We start from the raw sequence: 18,933 nt of genomic DNA, 5'->3' as shown, positions 1-18,933 counted from the left end.
ACAAGTAGAATGACTCTTCTCAATGGGTAAGCTCTTCAGAGTGGAATCAGGATAGAAATTTGAACGCACACTGACCACGTAATAAAGACGAATGATACCTCAACGAGACTTTTTAAGATGTGAAGTGTAACTCTTATCAATTCCTTTAAATAAAGCAAAATATTGAAGGGAGGTGATAAATATGAAACCTTATTCTAAACCTGAAGTACTAACCATGACTATTAAAGGACAAGCTGGTTGCGGTTGCTCATGCGGTGCCCTTGCAGGAGCAGGGGCGGGTTAGTAGTTGATTGAATTATTTCTCTGCCTGTACTACATTACATTATTAATATCAACAAGGACAGGCAGATTCTTATTCTACTGTTGAATTTAAATTCTTCTAACAAAGGTTAATCGAGTATTTCATGTTGTTAGCCAACTTATAGGCTTTATTTTAAACACATGTCAAAGGTTTGATTCTCACATGACACCGAGGTGCTTTAGTTTAGGCCTGTGTGATCATCCAGATGCCAATGAGCAAAAAGGCGGCATGGATAGCGACAACAAAGCCGACGGCATAGTTGGTCACACGAAGCAATGGGGTGCGAACATCCAGACGCCCTTGGAAGATCTGAAGGAGATGTTTGATTTGCTCTTTGATGCGATCGATTCGCTCTTTCAGGTCGCCAGCAAGAGCAAAGATCGCCTTTTTCACATCCTCTGCCTCATCCTCGATTTTAGAAAGGGTATCATTTAGAGTGAAAATGAGCTCGTTGATGTTGTCCCCTTGTTTTAACAAACTTTTCGATTGCTTTTTAAGATTGTCTATTTGTTTAGGCAAACGTTTGGGATTCGTTGCCAAATCTGCGATATGTGTCCCCGTTACCGCTAATTTGTCGCTAACTTCTTTCAGTCTTTCCTTAATATCGTCGTATTTCCCTGTTAACGTACCTAACGTGTTTAACCACTGGTCTTTATACTACGGAGATCTCATAGAAGAACTTACATTTCTGCGATATGATGAGGAAAAGTTGGTGTTTTTCCATCCTTGGCTAGAAAAACAAACTGTTGCAATCGACATTAAAAAGGTTGGTTTGGACCCTAATAATGTTGATCAATTTAAACACTTATTTAATCTTTACGATTACAGAGCTGACAATCCTGGAATGTGGTATTACCCAAGAAAAGGATTCTTCTTAAAGAATTATTGTGAACTTTTAGTGTCATACTCGCCAATTCACACTAGAAACGGCTTTAAATTTGATCATTCATTCTCAATTGGTAATACAGAAATAAGGTTTGGGATACCAAGCCCAACATATAAGTTTATTTTTAATCATCTCTTGTATGATAGTGCTTCTAATGGAACATGGGATTCATTTTATACCGTGTCGATTAATAACGTAGAATTCGAAGAAGTGGAGAGGTTGATTGAACAGGCTTTATATTATATTTCGAGGATTTATGCACCTTTACAGAATGATTATCCTGAGATAATAACTTTTTATGGTGATGATTGGAATGGTGTTAATCATTTTGATGCTAATGAAAATAATGAATTAACTTATCAAAAGCATAAATATGATGAAGTGTTTATGTTTTATAACGAAGGACGAAGGAAGAAAGATCCGTTATCATTATACAGGGTGTTAGAATATTTTTTTATTCCAAACAGAAAAAGTGAATTTGAAACAATCAGCGAGTCATATGTTGCTTCTAAGGACTTAGACGCTATGATTTTGGATATAACAAAGATTTTCAAAACTCAGGAAGACAACTTACTAAGTATTCTTTTGGAAAAAATAAAAACTCATGACCTTGTGGAGTACGCGTTTCACAACGGTCTCATTTGATTGAATACTTTGGATGACTTTTCGGCACATTTATATAAATTTAGAAATAGTATTGTTCATTCAAAAAAAGAAACTCGGAATGAATTCATATTACCGGGGCCATTATCATCTGAACTGTCAGACAAATGGTTAAATATACTTGAGAAGTTATCTAGAAGGTGTATACATAAATTTATTCAATAATTCAGAAATTCACTCGTTTTGCCAAATTTAAAAGGGTACCCCTGGTTTGGTGAGGTGTAATTGATCGAGTCCTTTATTAATCAAACAATCTCGGTTTTGCAAAAATCAAATGGCAGAAGAGATATTTATGTCCTCCTATTCCTTTTTGTGTATAATATACTGTTAATTACTATATCTTATATGATCTAAATTAACAGAATTGAAGGTGATTAAAATTAAAGCTTGGCGATTCGTTGCCGTCATTGGATGTTTGGTCATGTTATTATCCGCATGTAACTCGCAAAAAGGAAAGGCAGTCGATGTAGATTCATCTTATAAGGAGTGGAGGAAAGAGGTTACAACAGCACTTGAAAATCATGGTTATGTATTCCCCGCCTACGATGAAAAGACAGGACCTCTTGAGCTAATATATGATCCGTCATCATCCGATTTTGAGTTCGAATTGTATCGTTCCAACGATTACCGAATCTCCAAGGAACTAAGTGGTCTCCACACAATGCATGATCGCTACTATCACTACTCATTAATCGAAGAAGTACCAGATAAATCTGAAATTCTGTCTCCTTACAGTTCAGACACACGATTCGAGGGAGTGCCTGTCAATGACGAATTAACTATACTTAACGGTAATATATCTGAGTATCAAGGTGGTAACATTATCGTTTATGAAACAAGTGAAGATCCAGAAAATATCGTTAACCCCCAAAAAGTCGTAGAATTTCTAAAAAACCATAGTATTAATTCCGGATCGGTTCTGCTAGTAAACATGGAAGGACGCATGAACGTGGAGGCTTATCTTCCTGTCAAGGATCAGACAGCGCGACTGATTTTCACAGTAGAAGATCTAGATGAATTAGAAACATTCGTAGGTGTGCCTGCCAAATAAACCATCAGTATATAATTAACCTTTAAAAGTTTCGATAGCCTGAAAGCTGGTGGGGAATAAGTGGCGATATAATTTCCTTTTAGATTCATAGCCATTAGGGGATATGGGTAATTGAATATAAATATATTTTTACTTTTTTTGGAAATAAATTGAATCCGAAATGCGTTTATATTTATGCAGAACACTTGTGGAGGTATTGTTGGTGAATAAAAAAAGGCTGTTCTCGGTCTCAACTGTAGCCCTGAGTATTTCGTTGGTATTGGGCGGGGTTATGCTTTTGGGTCTGGGAAAATTAAAATCGTTGTGAACGGGGAGATTATCGCGACCGATGTTGCTCCAAAGAATGTAAATGGCCGAGTGCTCGTACCGATCAGCACCATATCTAAGGCGCTTGGGGCCAATGTATCATGGGATTCCAAAACACAGACAGTATCCATCAAGCAAGGAACTTCTAATACTTCAGCAACAAACGATGTTTGGATTCAATCCCTTAATGATACGTATGGCGAGGAGTGGGCTGCAGTTAAGAGAGTGGTTGACCTGTTTGTTTTAGCGTACGATAGCCAGGATGAAGAATTGGTTAAGAGCCTTGTCGTTGAAGGTTTTGATAAGACATTCATTGCCCCGGGAGTTTATGTTCCTGTGGGTGGTAATTATCCTTCTATATTAGATCATGTCATCATCGATGCGAAAAAGACGGGGACAGTGGACGGTAGAGGCGAGTATAAAGTACGTGTTAAATTCGTATCGTATGTGGGTCTCTCGTCACCTGTAGAAAACACTTGGGATATTGATGTAACCCCTAGACCATCGAAAGTAGATAAATATCTAATTAAAAAATTGAAAGATCGGCAAAGGGACTTTCATCGTATACGGTTTTCCCAGGACTAACATTTAAAGATGAAAGCTAGCAAGTGAAGAAGGTTTCCAAGAAGCATATGTGCTTCTGGAAACCTTCTTTGTATTAGTCAAGTGAAGACATTCATAAATAGGAGGACATTATTTCATAAGTATAGTGTTGAACAAAGAACATTAACTCCCAATCAGTTCAATCTTAACAGTTCCCGATCCACTAGGTTTTCCAATGCTAACCCAAGCCCGATATGTGAGTTCAACTCCTGTATTAGCAGGGGCAGTATCAGTCACTTTTACAATAATACATTGATTATTAGATCGGATGGAGCACCTAATATAAATTTCTCCCTTGCGTTCTTACATATATACCAAAACTTACAAGGAGGATTCAACTTAATGAAAAATCTCTCTCACGGTATTTTAGCTCTATGTTTAATCGGAGCATTACTTCTCTCTGCATGCGGGAAATCAGATGACACTGACACTCTTTCCAATAGCGAAGCACCTTCCAACACAACAAGCCTAGCACCTTCAACCAACAATACACCAACAAACACAGAAAGTCTGATCGAACCAGCCGAGAAAGAAGCAATTAAGGACATAACAGCGGCCGATTTTAAGAAAGGCGTCTCTATTGACTTTGACAAATATAAAGGCAGCTTCTTTGACGACAACATTATCTCCAAATTAAGGAACAATCTTGAATCGGTTGTGGAGAACAACAAAGAAACGTTTAAAGAGAATCTGAATAAGGAGTCTTTGGAATCTATAAGAGAAGGCTTCTATTACACAAACGAAAGCGATCAATTTATGTTCTATGATTTGGATCTCATAGAAAAAGTCGATCAACCAGAACAAAATTAGAGTAGGCGTGCGCTTTGCAAAAAAATCCTCAGACGGGAGTGTTGAAAATCAAGGAATTACCTACTTCTTTACTAAAAACGAAGCAGGAGGATGGGGTATTGAAAATATAGATTAAAACCCATACAAAAAATAGAGGCGGCTCCTCGTAAGGAACCGCCTTGTTGTTGTTTAAGTAAATTCGTTATCTCAGGATCGGCAGTAATGCGGACTTCCGGATATTACTCCTTATAAGTTTGGACGTATTGGTAAACGTCCGCTGCCGTTTCTAATGATCAGGTGCAGTCTGCCGGTCGCTTTTCATGCCGTTGTATTGTTTGAATTGTAATAATCTGATTAAAAAAATTATGGAATTAACTTAAAAAAACGGAAATAAAGTAAGATCATAGCACATTTAAAACCTGTGGCATGTCTCATGGGAGCGCTACAGATAAATAAAAAAACAAGGAGGTTTGAAAATGACTAATAAAAGGTTTCCTTTTAAGCGCTTATCACTTTTGGTAATTTTAGCAGTATTTCTATTCACATTCTGTGCAGCCTTACCATCAGTAAACGCAGCCGCTAGAGGAGCATGGGCTCCAAATACCGCATATGCAGTAAATGACACAGTAACCTATAGTGGAAGCACTTATACTTGTCTTCAGGCACATACTTCTCTCGTAGGTTGGGAACCGTCCAATGTTCCCGCTTTATGGCAGAAAGGCGGTAGCGACGGAACTACGCCACCAACCCCACCACCGACAACGAATGGAGTAACATTCTATGCAGATATAAACTATGGAGGAAAAGCAGTGACACTCGGGATAGGCAATTATACACTGTCTCAGTTGAACGCAAACGGAATTCCGAATGACTGGATGTCGTCTCTTAAGGTTCCAAGCGGTTGGACGGTTGAAGTATATGAGAATGATAATTTTGGAGGAACAAAGTGGACCTTTACTTCAGATTCTTCCTGGGTTGGCAACACGATCAATGACAAAATGTCATCGGTCAAGATTTATACGGGTTCACCATCTCCTATAGTAACAAAGCCTGCCGAGGTTCCGAGCCATATATGGACATATGTCATGAATGCGGACAATGCCTATGGGAAAGGCGGAGATTTTGCTTTATTGCTAAGTGCTGTTATCAAAAAGGAAAGCAGCTTTGGAGCAGGTTTACCAGGTAGTCCATCGGCCGGCGACGGATTGATGCAGGTAGAACCAAACACACGCAATGCGTATTTATCTCAATTCAGCTCAAAATTTGGCCGTGCGTATAATCATAGCAGTGAACAAGATCAGGTATATCTGGGTGCGTTGATTTTAAATGAGAAGATTACGAAGTTTGGAAATATCTACAACGGATTATTACACTACAACGGTGGAGATAACTGGTATCCGGGAGCTACGGATTCTTATGGCCGTCCTATTCTGGCAGATCAATATGCAGATGCAGTTTACGCTACTTATAAGGGCTATGGCGGAAAGAATTAAGGTGTTATGCCATGAAGAATAGCCTCAGTATGGATACAATCTTATAAACAAATTAAGAAGACGAATTATGACAAGACACTGAGAAATTCTAAGGAATATAGGATCGAACTAAGAGAACTGCCATTCATGGCGGTTCTCTTGTTTCCGTATATGACCATAATCATGGTATGATAGACCTTCACCTAAGGGAAATATTTTACCTTTAGAATATATGTTGTTTTTAAATCAAACTAGCCTGGCACTATAGGTGCCATTGCCATAAATCTGCCGCGAAACACGGGTAATCAGGCTTTAAGAATATAGGGGGATGACATGTCCTGGAGCAAATTAAAGCAACAACTGGAGAGTTTTCTCTCTCCTGCGTTACACGGAAGGGTCGAATACCGGGCAACCAGTTATCGTTATCTACCTGATAAATCCGGAAATTGTTATCTTGCCGTAGATAAAAAGAACGTCCTTAATATGAGTGATACAACGGGCTTCATCCGATGGTATCAGACAGAGCAGGAAATTAAGAATGATCCGAATATCCAAATTCCGATCAGCCACGAGGAAATTGAAGCGATCAGACAGGATACCAAGGGGACCGTTCCCGAGGATCGTCTTCAAGTCATTGCAAGAAGCCGGAAAATTTCAGAGCTTGCAAAAGAGCTTTTGTCCGCGCAGGCCGCATTAAGTAAATCCAATTTTACTGTGGTAGCTACTACGTTTTTATCGACTTCTATAGATGAAAGCTTGGAGAGCAATGATATCTTATTGAATATTTTAGCTTTGGTGGACAGACGAGTTGGCAAAAAGCGAATTTTAAACATGAGCGAGAAAATGAAGTTAAAGCATCCCATTTTGCAGTATTTTTATGAATTGCGGCTCAATACGTTATGAACATGAACTTGCATTGACGTGAGCACATCGTTTTTAGGAGTGTATTCACTGCTACGATTAACATATACTGTCGATTGATTTACGCTGTTTAACATGTTATAAGTGAAGAAAAAGCAAGGGCACGAACAGGTTGTATTTACTATTTTCGGGACTGGATTTGTCCTGGTATATATAGATAGAGGGGTTATTAATATGAAAGACAATTTTTGGCGTGATTTGCCACGACCTTTTTTTGTACTGGCGCCCATGGAAGATGTGACGGATGTTGTGTTTCGCCATGTTGTAAGTGAAGCAGCCAGACCGGATGTGTTTTTTACGGAGTTTGCGAATACCGAGAGCTATTGTCACCCGGAGGGGAATCATAGTGTGCGCGGACGTTTGACTTTTACAGAGGATGAACAGCCCATGGTAGCCCATATCTGGGGAGATAAGCCGGAATATTTTCGTCAGATGAGTATCGGCATGGCGAAGGAAGGCTTTAAAGGCATCGATATTAATATGGGTTGTCCTGTAGCGAATGTAGCTGAAAATGGGAAGGGAAGCGGTCTGATCTGCCGTCCCGACATTGCAGCGGAACTTATCCAGGCCGCCAAAGCGGGGGGACTGCCCGTCAGTGTAAAAACAAGGCTCGGTTTTAGCAGCGTAGACGAATGGCGCGACTGGCTGACCCATATCTTGAAACAAGACATTGTGAATCTGTCCATTCATCTACGAACAAGAGAGGAAATGAGCAAAGTAGATGCTCACTGGGAACTGATTCCGGAGATTAAGAAACTTCGTGATAAGGTGGCACCTGATACACTGCTGACCATTAACGGAGATATTCCGGACCGTCAGACTGGCCTTAAGCTCGCTGAACAATACGGCGTGGATGGCATTATGATTGGCCGCGGCATTTTTCAGAATCCGTTTGCTTTTGAGAAGGAGCCGAAGGAACACAGCAGTGGGGAATTGCTTGATCTGCTGCGGCTACATCTGGATCTCCATGATCACTATTCTGCACAGCTGCCACGTTCGTTCAGCCCTCTTGCCCGCTTCTTCAAAATCTATGTCCGTGGATTCCGAGGAGCAAGTGAACTCAGAAATAGCTTAATGAACGCTAAGTCAACAAGTGAAGTACGTGCGCTGCTCGATGAGTTTGGAAGCAAGGATCATGATGAGGCAGATGAACGCGGAAATTAAATTAATTGGCTGGAGAAACAACAAACGAGTGGCATAGCTTTTTGTTTGTGAATACTCAAGCTTTGGCAAAAAATGGAGCCGCTTTCATCGCATAGCTATGTATTTGTTGAGTGGAACAGGGTGCTTCAAGAGAACAAGTAACATTTTGAAAAACATGGCTGACTTGGCTGTGTTTTTTCTTTTGGAAACAGCAGAGAAGAATGATTAGCAGAAATACTGTTAGAGGAATGACTTATTGAACAGAAACTCCGTCAACAGCATACATTACCTTATTTGTTCTCAAATTTGATCATAGAGGATAAGTGCTGGTTATTGTTGATGGATATAGATAGGCCACCTCAAGGATGGTTATGAATATCAAACAAGGAGAAGCAATTTTACAGTATAGAGGTAAGTCTGGAGAGCCACGTTATCTTGTTGAATAATCTTCCTTTGGAAGACAGACGAGTTGGCAAAAAACGAGTTCTGAACATATCCAAGAAAATAAAGTTAAAGCATCCAGCCTCGTGCAGTATTTTTATGGATTACGGCGTAGTACATTTGTGAAACCGTTAAGATGATATGCGAGATAGCGGATGCCTGCAAAATGCCACGCGTGGCGGGCCGCTATCTCAGCCGGAGATACCTTTGTCTATGGGGGAGGACGTTACTGCGTCCTCCTTTTAATTTGCCTTAAATCATCAAAGGTGAATCTGTTCAGCGATACGTTGCATCATAAACGGCGGAACGCTCATACCGCACACGTAATGTACATCCGAATCAATGAAATCATAGTTGCTCGGAAAGATCTGCATCCAAATGATATCCGTATCAGAGATCTGTTACGGTACGTCATCGCGTAGGATGGTTGGCTAGCGTGTTCGCGATTTTTGATTCTTAACCAGTATAGTGTTGAAGTTGCTAGTTTTTCCCTCTTCGCGTTCAGTCACATCTCCCATGTTTTGGTCAGGAGGACGTTTCTTGTACCAACGCTGGAAAGTCTTACTTTCTGGATTAGTTGGCAGTCCCTGATCGGCCCGAATCTCCCTATACTGTATAGGCGCCTCATTGAATTTCAATTTAAGTTTCGGGAAAGGTGTGTCTTCCGGTGCGGCCACAAAGAAGACTCGCTCACGTTTCTGTGGGACCCCTATCGTTGCTGAATTAAGTAGGAATAACTGCGGCTTGTATCCGATTTGTCTCGTGCCCTATAAGACCAGACTAACGAATCCTTTTGCCTTACCAATAAGCTTACCTTTAACGTTCTCTGCCACGATCACACGGGACTGGAGCTTCTCGGCCACATCGAGAAATCAAAGAATTGATTCATCTAACTGCTGACAGCCGGACACCTTATTAAGTGCGAGATTAAGATGACGTTCCTGTTGATCATCTAGATCGAAGACACTCACGGCCAACTCCATATGTCATTGTTCATGGACCATGATCTTATACCGCTGATGACCGCCGACCATGTTGTCGGTACAATTGTTCCAAACGATCGGCTCTACATAGACGAATTCCTCAATGCTACGCTTCAAATTTCCATATTTTGAATATATCGGTTGTAAATCCACTCTTGGGTTGTAAGCTGCTGCATTGATTTGATTAATCGGCACGATTCGAATGTTCACTTCTATCACCTCGTAAATGTTTTGAGGGCCCCTTAATAAAGTCATGGACATGCCCTTATAAGTAATTGAAGGGGAAATTCCCTCGCATCGTTTCTCCGAGCAAGAACGACTACCTATAGTAGGGATGCCCGCTGATGAAAATCTCTTTTGCATCACTTGAAAAAATCAGTTTTCGGTTGCAACTAAACGCTAGGTCATTCCGATAGTTAGTTCGTCAAGACCAGAAAGGAGTGAGTGCTTTATGACAACGCCATATTTGCTGTTCTTCATAATGTATGTTGTAACAATCCTCATCCTTAAGAAAGTAACGCTATCCATTAAACGAAAAGAGGCCCCTACTAAAAGCACCGAGCCCTTCCTGAAATTAGTTGAGTTGGACCCTAGACGGATGCAAGGCAAATAGGAGCATACGCCAGGCTATGCCCCCTCTCTGAAGTTTTCTGGTCATCTTCTAATCGTCCACAATTGACAATCAGGCTTAAAACAGCTTATATTTCGTCGCATAAGAGCAAAAGAAAAAGCACCCACTGGGGTGCTTTAATCATCACTTACTGATAGAAGTAAACGCAGTATATCGTAAATACAATGCCTGGAATAATGAGCATTAGACAAAGTAAAAAATAAGCGAATTTTTCGTTATCCGTTAATCTTCCAGGTGATTTTTTCATTAACGAACTCAAAATCGGCAATATAATCATAGGATTCTTTCAATAAGGATCACCGAATACTGCTTGATGTCTTAAATATTGCATTACACCCCTCCTAAATCTCCGATAACATTTCGACATCAGGAAGGTTTTCTCTTCTTCACCAATCGTCGTCTACTATAGAACCATTTCGTTCCACTTACTCCACACAACTGCAATTATCAGTCTGTTTCGAAATGAGAGAGTGTTGATTTATTACGTCTATAGGCGACATTGACAAAAAAACAGACTGGAAAAATCCAGTCTGTTACTATCAGTACGCCCAGGGTGAGATTTCAAACTATAATTCATTGAATTGAAAAATTAAGGAGCAGGGGGACCTATTTTGAAACTATCTCGCCAGCCCCATTTATCTCCTGGTTGTGAACCAAAAGTTATACCAGCTACACCTAAGGCCATATTAATCAAACTATTAGTTTGTGAATGTGCATAAGCACTTGCAAATGCAGCTGTCTTTCCTTGGTCGGATACTGGAATTCTAACTTCTGTAGTCAGCGTTCCAATATGTTGGCCAGTAAGAGCACGAAGATCAACTTCATCTTTAGTTCCTGTTAAGGAGGACTGATCGATACTTTTGAATCCAAAATCACTTCTTAAGGCTAGCTAAGTTTTGAACATAGTATTAACCAGTTGAATTTTTGGGAGTAGCATTAGTCTGCCAAGAATGCCCAATTGTATCTACATAAGTATAGTTTGGTCTCTCATTAAAATAGAATCTATTATGATAAGTATAGATGTATTGAGCACCAAATGAGGCTTCACGTACTGAGATCAATCCTGCATTTTCAAGAAGCTTAATACGAAAGTTCGATTCATCTTCAGTCATGCTATGCTCCAAATCATCATAGTTGGGATACATCCATCATAGTAACGGTGATCATAGGTACTTCTGCATTATCATTAAGCTGCATAGTGTTCAAGATCGTTTTAAAAGCTTCTCGGTTCCTTGAAGCAAGCTCTTTGTTATCACGGCCGCTATTATAACGCTCACGCTGTGCCTGCAGTTCCTTTGTTTCTGTTGTCATATGTATAACATCCAGTAGCTTGAGAGTAGGACCTCTATAGAGAGAGCCGCAATAATTGAATAAACTGTTCCCAAAACCACCGTGAAAGCAAGCATGATGGTCATTATCTCGGATTGTTTCTTGTATCATTCAATTTTTTCGCCGGTTATCCTGGCTTACCTGGATAACTTGTTTTGATTTTCATCAAAAGAGAGAGAAGGTCACATATAAAAGGAGAGGGAGGTCGAGGGAGGTCGAGGGAGGCAATGTGAAGAATACTGGTTCCAATTTAAATGAAGAGGTACTCTTAAACTCTAAATAGATACAAAGCAGCTTAAATACGTACTGCTTTTTTATTTGGAGATGTCGATTCCTTACATTGTAGGGAGTACACTCTAAATAATTGAGAAAATATATTTTTATACCAACTTTTTCATTTTACTGTGTGTTTATTTATATGAAACACAATTATTGAAAAGAGGCTGGTTATATGATGTAAATCTAAATTCAAATTAGCTCAGTAAATCTTTCAAACCATTTGGTAGTGATTATTATTTCATAAACAGAACTAAATACCTAGTTCTTATTTACAATTTTCGACAATATTTACACATTATATATATTATAATTAAAATTGTAATCACATACAGTTCTAAATAAGGGATAATTAGTAATCAAATCATGCTATTTAGGAGGAAAACAATGAATATTAAATCCAAAATTAAAAAAGCCTTTTTATTAACACCTCTTCTTCTTATATTTTCTGCGCAGTCGGTTATGGGTAGTCCTTTAACAGATTCCCCTAGTTCTGATGCATTGTCAGCAAAACAGGCACTAGTTAAAAAATACGAAAGTAAATACAACCCCAACTTGACTGAAGAAGAAAAAGATGAGAGAAGTAAAGAAGTAGAACGAAAAATGAATCAAATGGCCGCATCTGATGTGCCTCTATCAGTTATGAAGGCAACTCTTGAACAAGATGATATTTATGTATTAGATACACCTGTTATCGAGTCAGAAGTTTCGCCTTTTTCCCAGGCAGCTGATATTTCGATGTCTAATGTAACTATTAGTTACGACGCGCAAACACAAAGGTGGACAGTAACAGGTGGCGGAAGTTGGAACAATAACAACTGGGTAAATGATCTCCCATCTTTCTTTGGTGAGTGGGTAGGTACTGTTAAAAATGTAGGCTCTTATGACACAGTGGGCTTTACCTTCTATAATACCAGTGGCACTGCTCCTGTTATGCTACGGTCTTCTGCATATATTACTGATCATAGTGGAAGAACACTTGAGTCAACCAGCCCTAGCCACGGGGATGGAAAAAAAGGAGTTGCTTTTGATTATCAAGACAACGCCAAACTTATTGCTGTTAATCCAAGTACCTTTACATATTTAGGTAGAGGGTTCGCAGCCTCAGCCACATATTCAAGCACGTTCACCAATTACCACGGGTATGCACGAAGCTTTTATGGACATACTTGGAATACGACTGGAATCTCAAGTGTATCGTTTGGCGGTACAGGATCTACCTATGGAGTGACAATAAACTTCTCAAGCACATCTAACCGTTTCCCAGCATATAGTAATGCTGATAAAACTTTTTAATAATTTTATTTTAGAGTATTATAGTCAACAGAGCTGCTTTATGCATCTCTGTTGACTTATTTAAATTGCAGGGGGAAGTTATGCGTAAAAAAACACTTCTAGGTTTATCAGTCATGCTTATTCTGATCTTCATAATCATCTTAGTTGTAGTGCAGTTTTCAAAAAAAGACCAAATTAAAGGTTTTGAAAATAGGTTAAAAAATAATGGATATGAAATTCAAGAAATTCAGAAACCAGTCTCAATAAATGTTCATATTAAACCAGAGTGGATCGCAAATAAAACTGAAAACACGAAAAAAGTAGAAGTAACCATTTTAGAAAAAAATAACACGAAAATAATATTGGAGAATGTTCAATATAGAGAAAATGATATATATTTCACTTTTAAAACATCAACTAAGATCAATAAAGACGATAGCGTCTTTCTGTCTAATAATGTATTCAATGCAGATGGAACATCACATGCTTATACTCCAAATAACCTTTTTGAAATTACGACCAGCAAAAAAGAAATCATACCACTGGGGCAGATTGCATTTGAAGAGAATTCAGGATTTTCATTTGGAGTACCAGTTGAGAACTATCATTCAATAAAAAATGGATTTGATTTAAAGTACTCAGGATTTATTTTGTATAGTTACTTCAAAAATTAAACGATAAACCAAAAAGAGTAGGCCACTTTAGAATAGGAAAACATGAGCTCTCTTTGATTTCTTTTTTCTCAATTCTCATGATGTTGTTCGTAAAACAAAACATTGAAATATGCTCTGATAGAGCTCGTGATCAACTTATTGTCTGAACATAGCAAATGATATCAGAAAAAAAGACGAACCCGTAATTGGGTTCGTCTTTTGGTGATTTTGCAGGTTGAGTCAAGTTTGTGTCCGTTATACCAGCTTCTTCTTAAAGAACTTCATACCCTATATAGTTTTCTCTTCTATAAAAAAGACTATCATAACCGTTTATTGCATCTCCTACCTCTGAAAGCAAATCTCTTTTAGCATGTAATAATAACAATTCGTCGAAAAAACGTTCATTAATAGGACTCAACAAAGATCCTAGATGAGGTTTGAATTTTTTAATAGTCCTTGGTCTCCATCCTCGTGTGAATGAAGAGAGGCTTTCAAGCGCATAAAATATATCCTCAAAATGACTTTTTTCTGGTGAAAAATAATTATCCAATTTCGTGGGAACTTCATTTAAAAATGGCACTCTGTTGATATTTTGAGTCTTAGGATCATATATTTCCTGTACTCTTGCCCTCACCCTATAAGTGAGGTCTACTGATAGTGGTCCACCTATGTCTACACTTGCACCCGCTCCTAGTAATGCTGTAACACGCGCCATGTAAACCTCCACTATTAAATTCATATTTCTAAGCTACCATATATTTTAGTCGAAATCATAGATAAGAATTATCGTTAGCTATATCTGCAACAGGATGGGACTTCTCACTACTTAAAAGCTGCTGCAAGAGTTGTCAAGGCATCACTCCTGACCTGCCTAAAAAAACTATCGCTAATCCCAAACTCCCCACAACTTATATATTCAAACCTACCTTAATTCTGACTGTAATACTGATTTACTAAGTAAAAAAGGCGAAAAGAGGTACTCTTCGGTCATATGCCGCATTCATGCAGCCATGAGTGTCATTCTCGCCTTTTTCTATGGTTACATCCTATCACGGGAAAACTTTCATGTGGTGCTCAACTTAGAGTCACTTTAGAGTCAATTTGTGTTCATATCGTGGTCAATAAATTCCAGAGCATCAGTCTGCCGGTTTGTCAGGTTCTTCTGTCATGCCGCCTCCCTTCCCAATCCAGAACCCTTACTGCCCTTTCGCAGGAATCGTCTCCGAAATGCGCTGCACATCGGACATTTTCCAAGCATAACGGCCACGGGAGTAATAGCTGAACTTATCCTCTTTTAAACTGACACACTTGTCTTGCCTGTCGGCACCGTTGTATAGCAGCGGCATACCACTTTGATAGTCTCTTCCGATTGACCAACACTCAGTCAGGTTTGCAATCGAAACGACTGCTCCAGTTGGCCGGTTATCGGGTGAATACCCGTGCCGCGCTAATCTTCCTTGATTTATGGCACCTTGTAGGCATCCCGGCTGATCTTCTTGTCGGCGTAAATGGCGAAGGGCCAACGTACTTTGTTGCTCACCCACGAGTTTCGTTACCTTTTTCCAAGATAGTGATCAGCGTCGCCAAGTATGACAGTGTAGTATCCAGTTCTTTTGCATCATTAACGTCTTCCTGTACGATATCCAGTTGAATTCAGTATCCATAGAAATCTCTGTCATCATTCTCGCTATAGCTTTTAGCTATAACTAGTTATGATCATTTGGTATGCCTTCTAACTCTGCTCGTCGTGATATGATATCGCTATACAACGAGGGGGTTATGTACATGACGGATAAGTTCCAGATCGTAGGAAGTTTGTTGCGGCCCGAAGAGCTGCTGAAATATAAAACGCAAATTGAACATCGTGATGATATCCAGTATCCGTTCTATGAGAATTTTGAAGGGTATGCCGAGTGCGAGACAGAGGCGATCACACAGGTCGTGAACAAGGAAATCGAGCATAACCTGTCGGTTATTACGGACGGCGAATTCTCCAAATCGATGTGGCATCTGGATTTTGTGTGGGGTTTTGGCGGAGTTGAGCGTTATATCGCGGACCATGGCTACTTCTTCCGGGATGTGGACGGAACCTCGAAATATGAAACACGCAAAGATATTGGATTGCGCATTACGGGCGCACTGAGCGGAAAGAATCATCACTTCATTCAGCTGTTCAAACAGCTCCAAGATACGGCAGGCGATCAGCAGACGAAGCTTTGCGTCCCATCTCCTTCCCATATTTACGGTGAACTTTCCTGGTCGGATAACATTGGTGGCACCGATGCGGTTTATCAGAACAAACAGGAGCTCAAAGCGGGTCTTGTGAGCGCGTATAAGGAATTCGTGGAGGAATTCGCTGCGGCAGGCGGCAAAATCCTGCAATTCGATGATTGCTTGTGGGAGCTGTTTGCAGACGACAACCCGAACTCTCCGTTTACAGGGGAGCATATTAATCAAGCGGAAGTACAGGGTCTCGCCACCGAATTTATTGATATTAATAATACCGTGATTGATTTCGGTCATAGCCTCGGCTTGAAAATGTGGACACACAACTGCCGCGGTAACTATGATTCCCGCAACATGGGCGGTGGATCTTATGCGAAAATCGCCAATCTGTTCCTGAAGCAGTTGAAATATGATCGATTCTTCCTGGAGTGGGATGATGATCGTGCGGGTTCGATTGAAGCACTGGAGGTTTTCAAGGACAGACCGGAAACGGAGGTTGTTCTGGGCTTGCTGTCTTCCAAAACAAGTACACTTGATGATGAAGCACGCGTCATCCGTCTGCTTGACGAAGCATCCAAAATCATTGATAAGGACCGTCTGCTGCTCTCGCATCAATGCGGCTTTGCGTCCTGCGATGGCGGTAACGAGCTAAGCGAAGCCGAGCAATGGGCGAAGATCAACCAAGGTCAACAGATTGCCAAGCAATACTGGAATAACTAAATTCGGATAAACATCATCTTGAGCTAATAGGGATGACTCAACGGGCCGCTTATGGACCCTAAGAGTCATCTTTTTTTTATATGCAGCGTGTTGCAGCATCTGCAGCATCGAACAGGAGAAGCCTTCGTTGTTTTGATATGGGTTCCCACAAGGATATGTACTCGACTCAGGTATTCAAATATGCCACAATAGAGGATCAGGGCCGCAGGAGAATTGGCCTAAGGTACAGCAATACAAGCCGCAAGATCGCTAACAAATCTACGTTCCAATACTTTATACTAAATAAGCCAGAATATATCTAAGGAGCTGCAGAGTCCGATATGAACAAAAAAGAAGTCGCCAACATACGCAAGCAATTTAAGCTGGACCACGATTTACTGAATATTTACGATATTCTCAATGTCTATATTACGAAGGAAACGAATGAAATCTATCACTGGGAGCGTCTGCCGTTCGAGCTGGTGGATCGGGAGAAGCAGGAGTTATATATGGGTAATTTCAAAAAACTGCTGACCGGCGAACTGGATCAAAAATTGTTCGAATTGAGGTTTCAGGAAGCAGCGGAGGAACCGGCGCAGGTACTGCTTCACCAAGCTCTCGTATCGGGTGACCCGGAAGAATGGCAGGACTTGATGCTGATGCTTGTCGAGAGAATGCTGGCGGATGCCAAATATGAGCGTGATATGGTGGTCACGTTCGTTCGGGGACAGTATTATATGCCGACCAAGGCGAGAAACGATGAAGCGGAAGAGAGCGAGAAGAACGAGGTGTTTGCTCATCCGTTCATTTTATGCAGTGTGAATTCTACGGAGAAACAACGGAAGACGCTCCTGTTCGATTATGTGGAGAGGGAGTTCAAGTACAATGTCATTGTAGATCCGATTATCAAGTTAAGTACGCCGGAGCAAGGATTCCTGTACCCTAGCGTGACGGACAATTATTCCGATGTGAATCGTATTTTGTATTGTACGGGAAAATCGAATTTTCCGGATCCGCATTTTGTCGAACAGGTCTTGAATGGGGAAAGATCCGTAACGGCACTTGAAGAGCGAGCGATCTTCGAAGATATCGTCAAGGAAGTGGCCGGCGAACAGCTCGATTCAGCCACCATTGCCCAGGTGTACGAGGAAATCAACCGGGTGATCGAAATTAACGAAGAGACAAAGGAGGAAGAACCTCCGAAGCTGGATTATAAAGATCTGGAGCGCGTACTGAACGCAAGCGGCGTAGAGGACGTGACAACCGAGAAGGTGGAGCGGGCATTCGAAACGATCGTGGACAACAAGAACTATGAGATGAAGGCAACCAGCGTCCTGCCGAAGTTTACTTCCAAATCCATTAAGATCGAAACCAAGGTAGCTACGATTTCGGTTAGTCCGCAGGATTTAAGGTACATCAAACAGGTTAATTACCAAGGTAAACGCTGCATCATGATTGAAGTGGACGAAGATGTCGCGATTGAAGGGTTTACGCTCGCTTCAGAGACGCTTTTAAGTTAAACCACATTTCATTGCACAGCAAAGGTCAGGTGCCGCACCAAATAACCTAATAAAAAGCACTAACGCAACAGGAGATGACTTCGAATGAACAAAATGCTTTTGATTGTGATTACGGCCGCAACGCTGCTGACGGCTTGCCAATCGAACCCAGCGGATAACGACGGGAATGCCACAGGCAATAACGAACAATCCGCGCAGACTGAGACGTCGCAGCAAAACAATGAATCAGCCGAGGAAAGCCTAGACCACGGCGCGTGGTCTGCACTTCCCGAATATGACGTGATTGTTCGGAATATAGATTCGCAAGATTATACCTTTCGAACGGTAACCGATAACAAAAACGAACGCATTCTTCTGCTCACGAACCCAGACGGTGAGGAGAAATACAAGACCATTTTTATCAAGAACACGAGTCGCCTTAAAATCATTGATGTCGATGGTGGCGGACAACTCTTCAATGATATTTTGGAAAACAGTTAGAAGAATGGAACAGACCGCTATCCCTCAGTCGGATGGCGGTCTTTTTTTTCGCCTTTGGAAAATTCCGTTCGGATTCAGCCATTGTAAGCGCAGAAGGAGAAACAATGTGAGATAGGGGCCCTTCCGGATTCTTCGGAAGGGTTCTTTGTTTGCTTGAGGCTCGTGTTTCCTCAGGAATGGAGGGGAAATCCCTTAGCCAGTAGTTGAGCAAAACCCTTCTTGAGGCTGATGATGGAATACATCGCTTGTCGGGTGTCTCTTGTAACGTAGGGTGTAACATAGAGA

19 protein-coding genes are annotated in these 18,933 nt (G+C 40.7%); 12 read left to right on the top strand and 7 right to left on the bottom strand.

Annotated features, from left to right (window positions below):
- Positions 1-484 precede the first annotated feature (484 nt).
- On the bottom strand, positions 485-841 hold the full coding sequence (locus tag B9D94_RS23850; RefSeq protein WP_148248131.1) for a hypothetical protein: 357 nt from the start codon (positions 839-841) through the stop codon (positions 485-487).
- A gap of 172 nt (positions 842-1,013) precedes the next feature.
- On the opposite strand from B9D94_RS23850, the gene B9D94_RS23845 reads away from it, so the two are divergent.
- The 7 genes from B9D94_RS23845 (at position 1,014) to B9D94_RS23815 (ending at position 8,156) form a co-directional block, all read left to right on the top strand.
- A complete protein-coding gene (locus B9D94_RS23845; protein WP_148248130.1) occupies positions 1,014-1,832 on the top strand; it encodes a hypothetical protein in 819 nt (272 codons plus the stop codon).
- 439 nt (positions 1,833-2,271) lie between these two features.
- Positions 2,272-2,901, top strand: coding sequence for a hypothetical protein (locus B9D94_RS23840; RefSeq protein ID WP_172963991.1), 630 nt, complete (start codon positions 2,272-2,274; stop codon positions 2,899-2,901).
- A gap of 303 nt (positions 2,902-3,204) precedes the next feature.
- The gene (locus B9D94_RS23835) at positions 3,205-3,792 is read left to right on the top strand and encodes a stalk domain-containing protein (protein ID WP_172963990.1); all 588 of its coding nucleotides are present in this window, start codon (positions 3,205-3,207) and stop codon (positions 3,790-3,792) included.
- Positions 3,793-4,152: 360 nt separating this feature from the next.
- Positions 4,153-4,620, top strand: a complete 468-nt coding sequence (locus B9D94_RS23830; RefSeq protein ID WP_148248127.1) for a hypothetical protein — start codon at positions 4,153-4,155, stop codon at positions 4,618-4,620.
- Positions 4,621-5,075: 455 nt separating this feature from the next.
- Positions 5,076-6,092, top strand: coding sequence for a carbohydrate-binding protein (locus B9D94_RS23825; protein ID WP_036640813.1), 1,017 nt, complete (start codon positions 5,076-5,078; stop codon positions 6,090-6,092).
- A gap of 312 nt (positions 6,093-6,404) precedes the next feature.
- Entirely contained in the window at positions 6,405-6,974 is a 570-nt protein-coding gene (locus tag B9D94_RS23820) for an SF0329 family protein (RefSeq protein WP_148248126.1), read from the top strand.
- Between the two features lie 192 nt (positions 6,975-7,166).
- On the top strand, positions 7,167-8,156 hold the full coding sequence (locus B9D94_RS23815) for a tRNA dihydrouridine synthase (RefSeq protein ID WP_148248125.1): 990 nt from the start codon (positions 7,167-7,169) through the stop codon (positions 8,154-8,156).
- Between the two features lie 851 nt (positions 8,157-9,007).
- On the opposite strand, the gene B9D94_RS31975 is transcribed toward B9D94_RS23815, so the two are convergent.
- From B9D94_RS31975 to B9D94_RS23795, 4 genes are all read right to left on the bottom strand, one after another.
- On the bottom strand, positions 9,008-9,289 hold the full coding sequence (locus B9D94_RS31975; protein WP_367613830.1) for a hypothetical protein: 282 nt from the start codon (positions 9,287-9,289) through the stop codon (positions 9,008-9,010).
- Between the two features lie 273 nt (positions 9,290-9,562).
- Positions 9,563-9,769 carry a ParB N-terminal domain-containing protein gene (locus tag B9D94_RS23805; protein ID WP_148248124.1) on the bottom strand — a complete coding sequence of 69 codons (207 nt, stop codon included), beginning with the start codon at positions 9,767-9,769 and terminating at the stop codon, positions 9,563-9,565.
- A gap of 1,329 nt (positions 9,770-11,098) precedes the next feature.
- The gene (locus B9D94_RS23800) at positions 11,099-11,302 is read right to left on the bottom strand and encodes a hypothetical protein (RefSeq protein WP_138917772.1); all 204 of its coding nucleotides are present in this window, start codon (positions 11,300-11,302) and stop codon (positions 11,099-11,101) included.
- A 16-nt stretch (positions 11,303-11,318) separates the two neighbouring features.
- Positions 11,319-11,501: a hypothetical protein gene (locus tag B9D94_RS23795; protein ID WP_006208376.1), complete on the bottom strand. Its 183-nt coding sequence runs from the start codon at positions 11,499-11,501 to the stop codon at positions 11,319-11,321.
- 681 nt (positions 11,502-12,182) lie between these two features.
- On the opposite strand from B9D94_RS23795, the gene B9D94_RS23790 reads away from it, so the two are divergent.
- Both B9D94_RS23790 and B9D94_RS23785 read left to right on the top strand, forming a co-directional pair.
- The gene (locus tag B9D94_RS23790; protein ID WP_148248123.1) at positions 12,183-13,091 is read left to right on the top strand and encodes a hypothetical protein; all 909 of its coding nucleotides are present in this window, start codon (positions 12,183-12,185) and stop codon (positions 13,089-13,091) included.
- 80 nt (positions 13,092-13,171) lie between these two features.
- Positions 13,172-13,744: a hypothetical protein gene (locus B9D94_RS23785; protein WP_148248122.1), complete on the top strand. Its 573-nt coding sequence runs from the start codon at positions 13,172-13,174 to the stop codon at positions 13,742-13,744.
- A 250-nt stretch (positions 13,745-13,994) separates the two neighbouring features.
- Here the strand turns inward: B9D94_RS23785 and B9D94_RS23780 are convergent, their stop codons facing one another.
- Both B9D94_RS23780 and B9D94_RS31135 read right to left on the bottom strand, forming a co-directional pair.
- The gene (locus tag B9D94_RS23780) at positions 13,995-14,438 is read right to left on the bottom strand and encodes a hypothetical protein (protein ID WP_148248121.1); all 444 of its coding nucleotides are present in this window, start codon (positions 14,436-14,438) and stop codon (positions 13,995-13,997) included.
- A 481-nt stretch (positions 14,439-14,919) separates the two neighbouring features.
- Positions 14,920-15,069 (bottom strand): hypothetical protein, encoded by a 150-nt coding sequence (locus tag B9D94_RS31135; RefSeq protein WP_172963989.1) that lies wholly within the window; start codon positions 15,067-15,069, stop codon positions 14,920-14,922.
- Positions 15,070-15,508: 439 nt separating this feature from the next.
- Between B9D94_RS31135 and B9D94_RS23775 the strand changes: the two genes are divergently transcribed.
- The 3 genes from B9D94_RS23775 to B9D94_RS23765 all read left to right on the top strand — a co-directional run bounded on the left by B9D94_RS23775 (position 15,509) and on the right by B9D94_RS23765 (position 18,648).
- A complete protein-coding gene (locus B9D94_RS23775) occupies positions 15,509-16,669 on the top strand; it encodes a cobalamin-independent methionine synthase II family protein (protein WP_148248120.1) in 1,161 nt (386 codons plus the stop codon).
- A gap of 320 nt (positions 16,670-16,989) precedes the next feature.
- Positions 16,990-18,168: a DUF4317 domain-containing protein gene (locus tag B9D94_RS23770; protein WP_063478662.1), complete on the top strand. Its 1,179-nt coding sequence runs from the start codon at positions 16,990-16,992 to the stop codon at positions 18,166-18,168.
- An 84-nt stretch (positions 18,169-18,252) separates the two neighbouring features.
- Entirely contained in the window at positions 18,253-18,648 is a 396-nt protein-coding gene (locus B9D94_RS23765; protein WP_148248119.1) for a hypothetical protein, read from the top strand.
- Positions 18,649-18,933: the final 285 nt, after the last annotated feature.

It is taken from the genome of Paenibacillus sp. Cedars (assembly GCF_003184205.1).
GTDB lineage: Bacteria > Bacillota > Bacilli > Paenibacillales > Paenibacillaceae > Paenibacillus_AQ > Paenibacillus_AQ glucanolyticus.
Note: the sequence above shows the minus strand (reverse complement) of the source record. Positions and strands in the feature narration are given on the sequence as shown.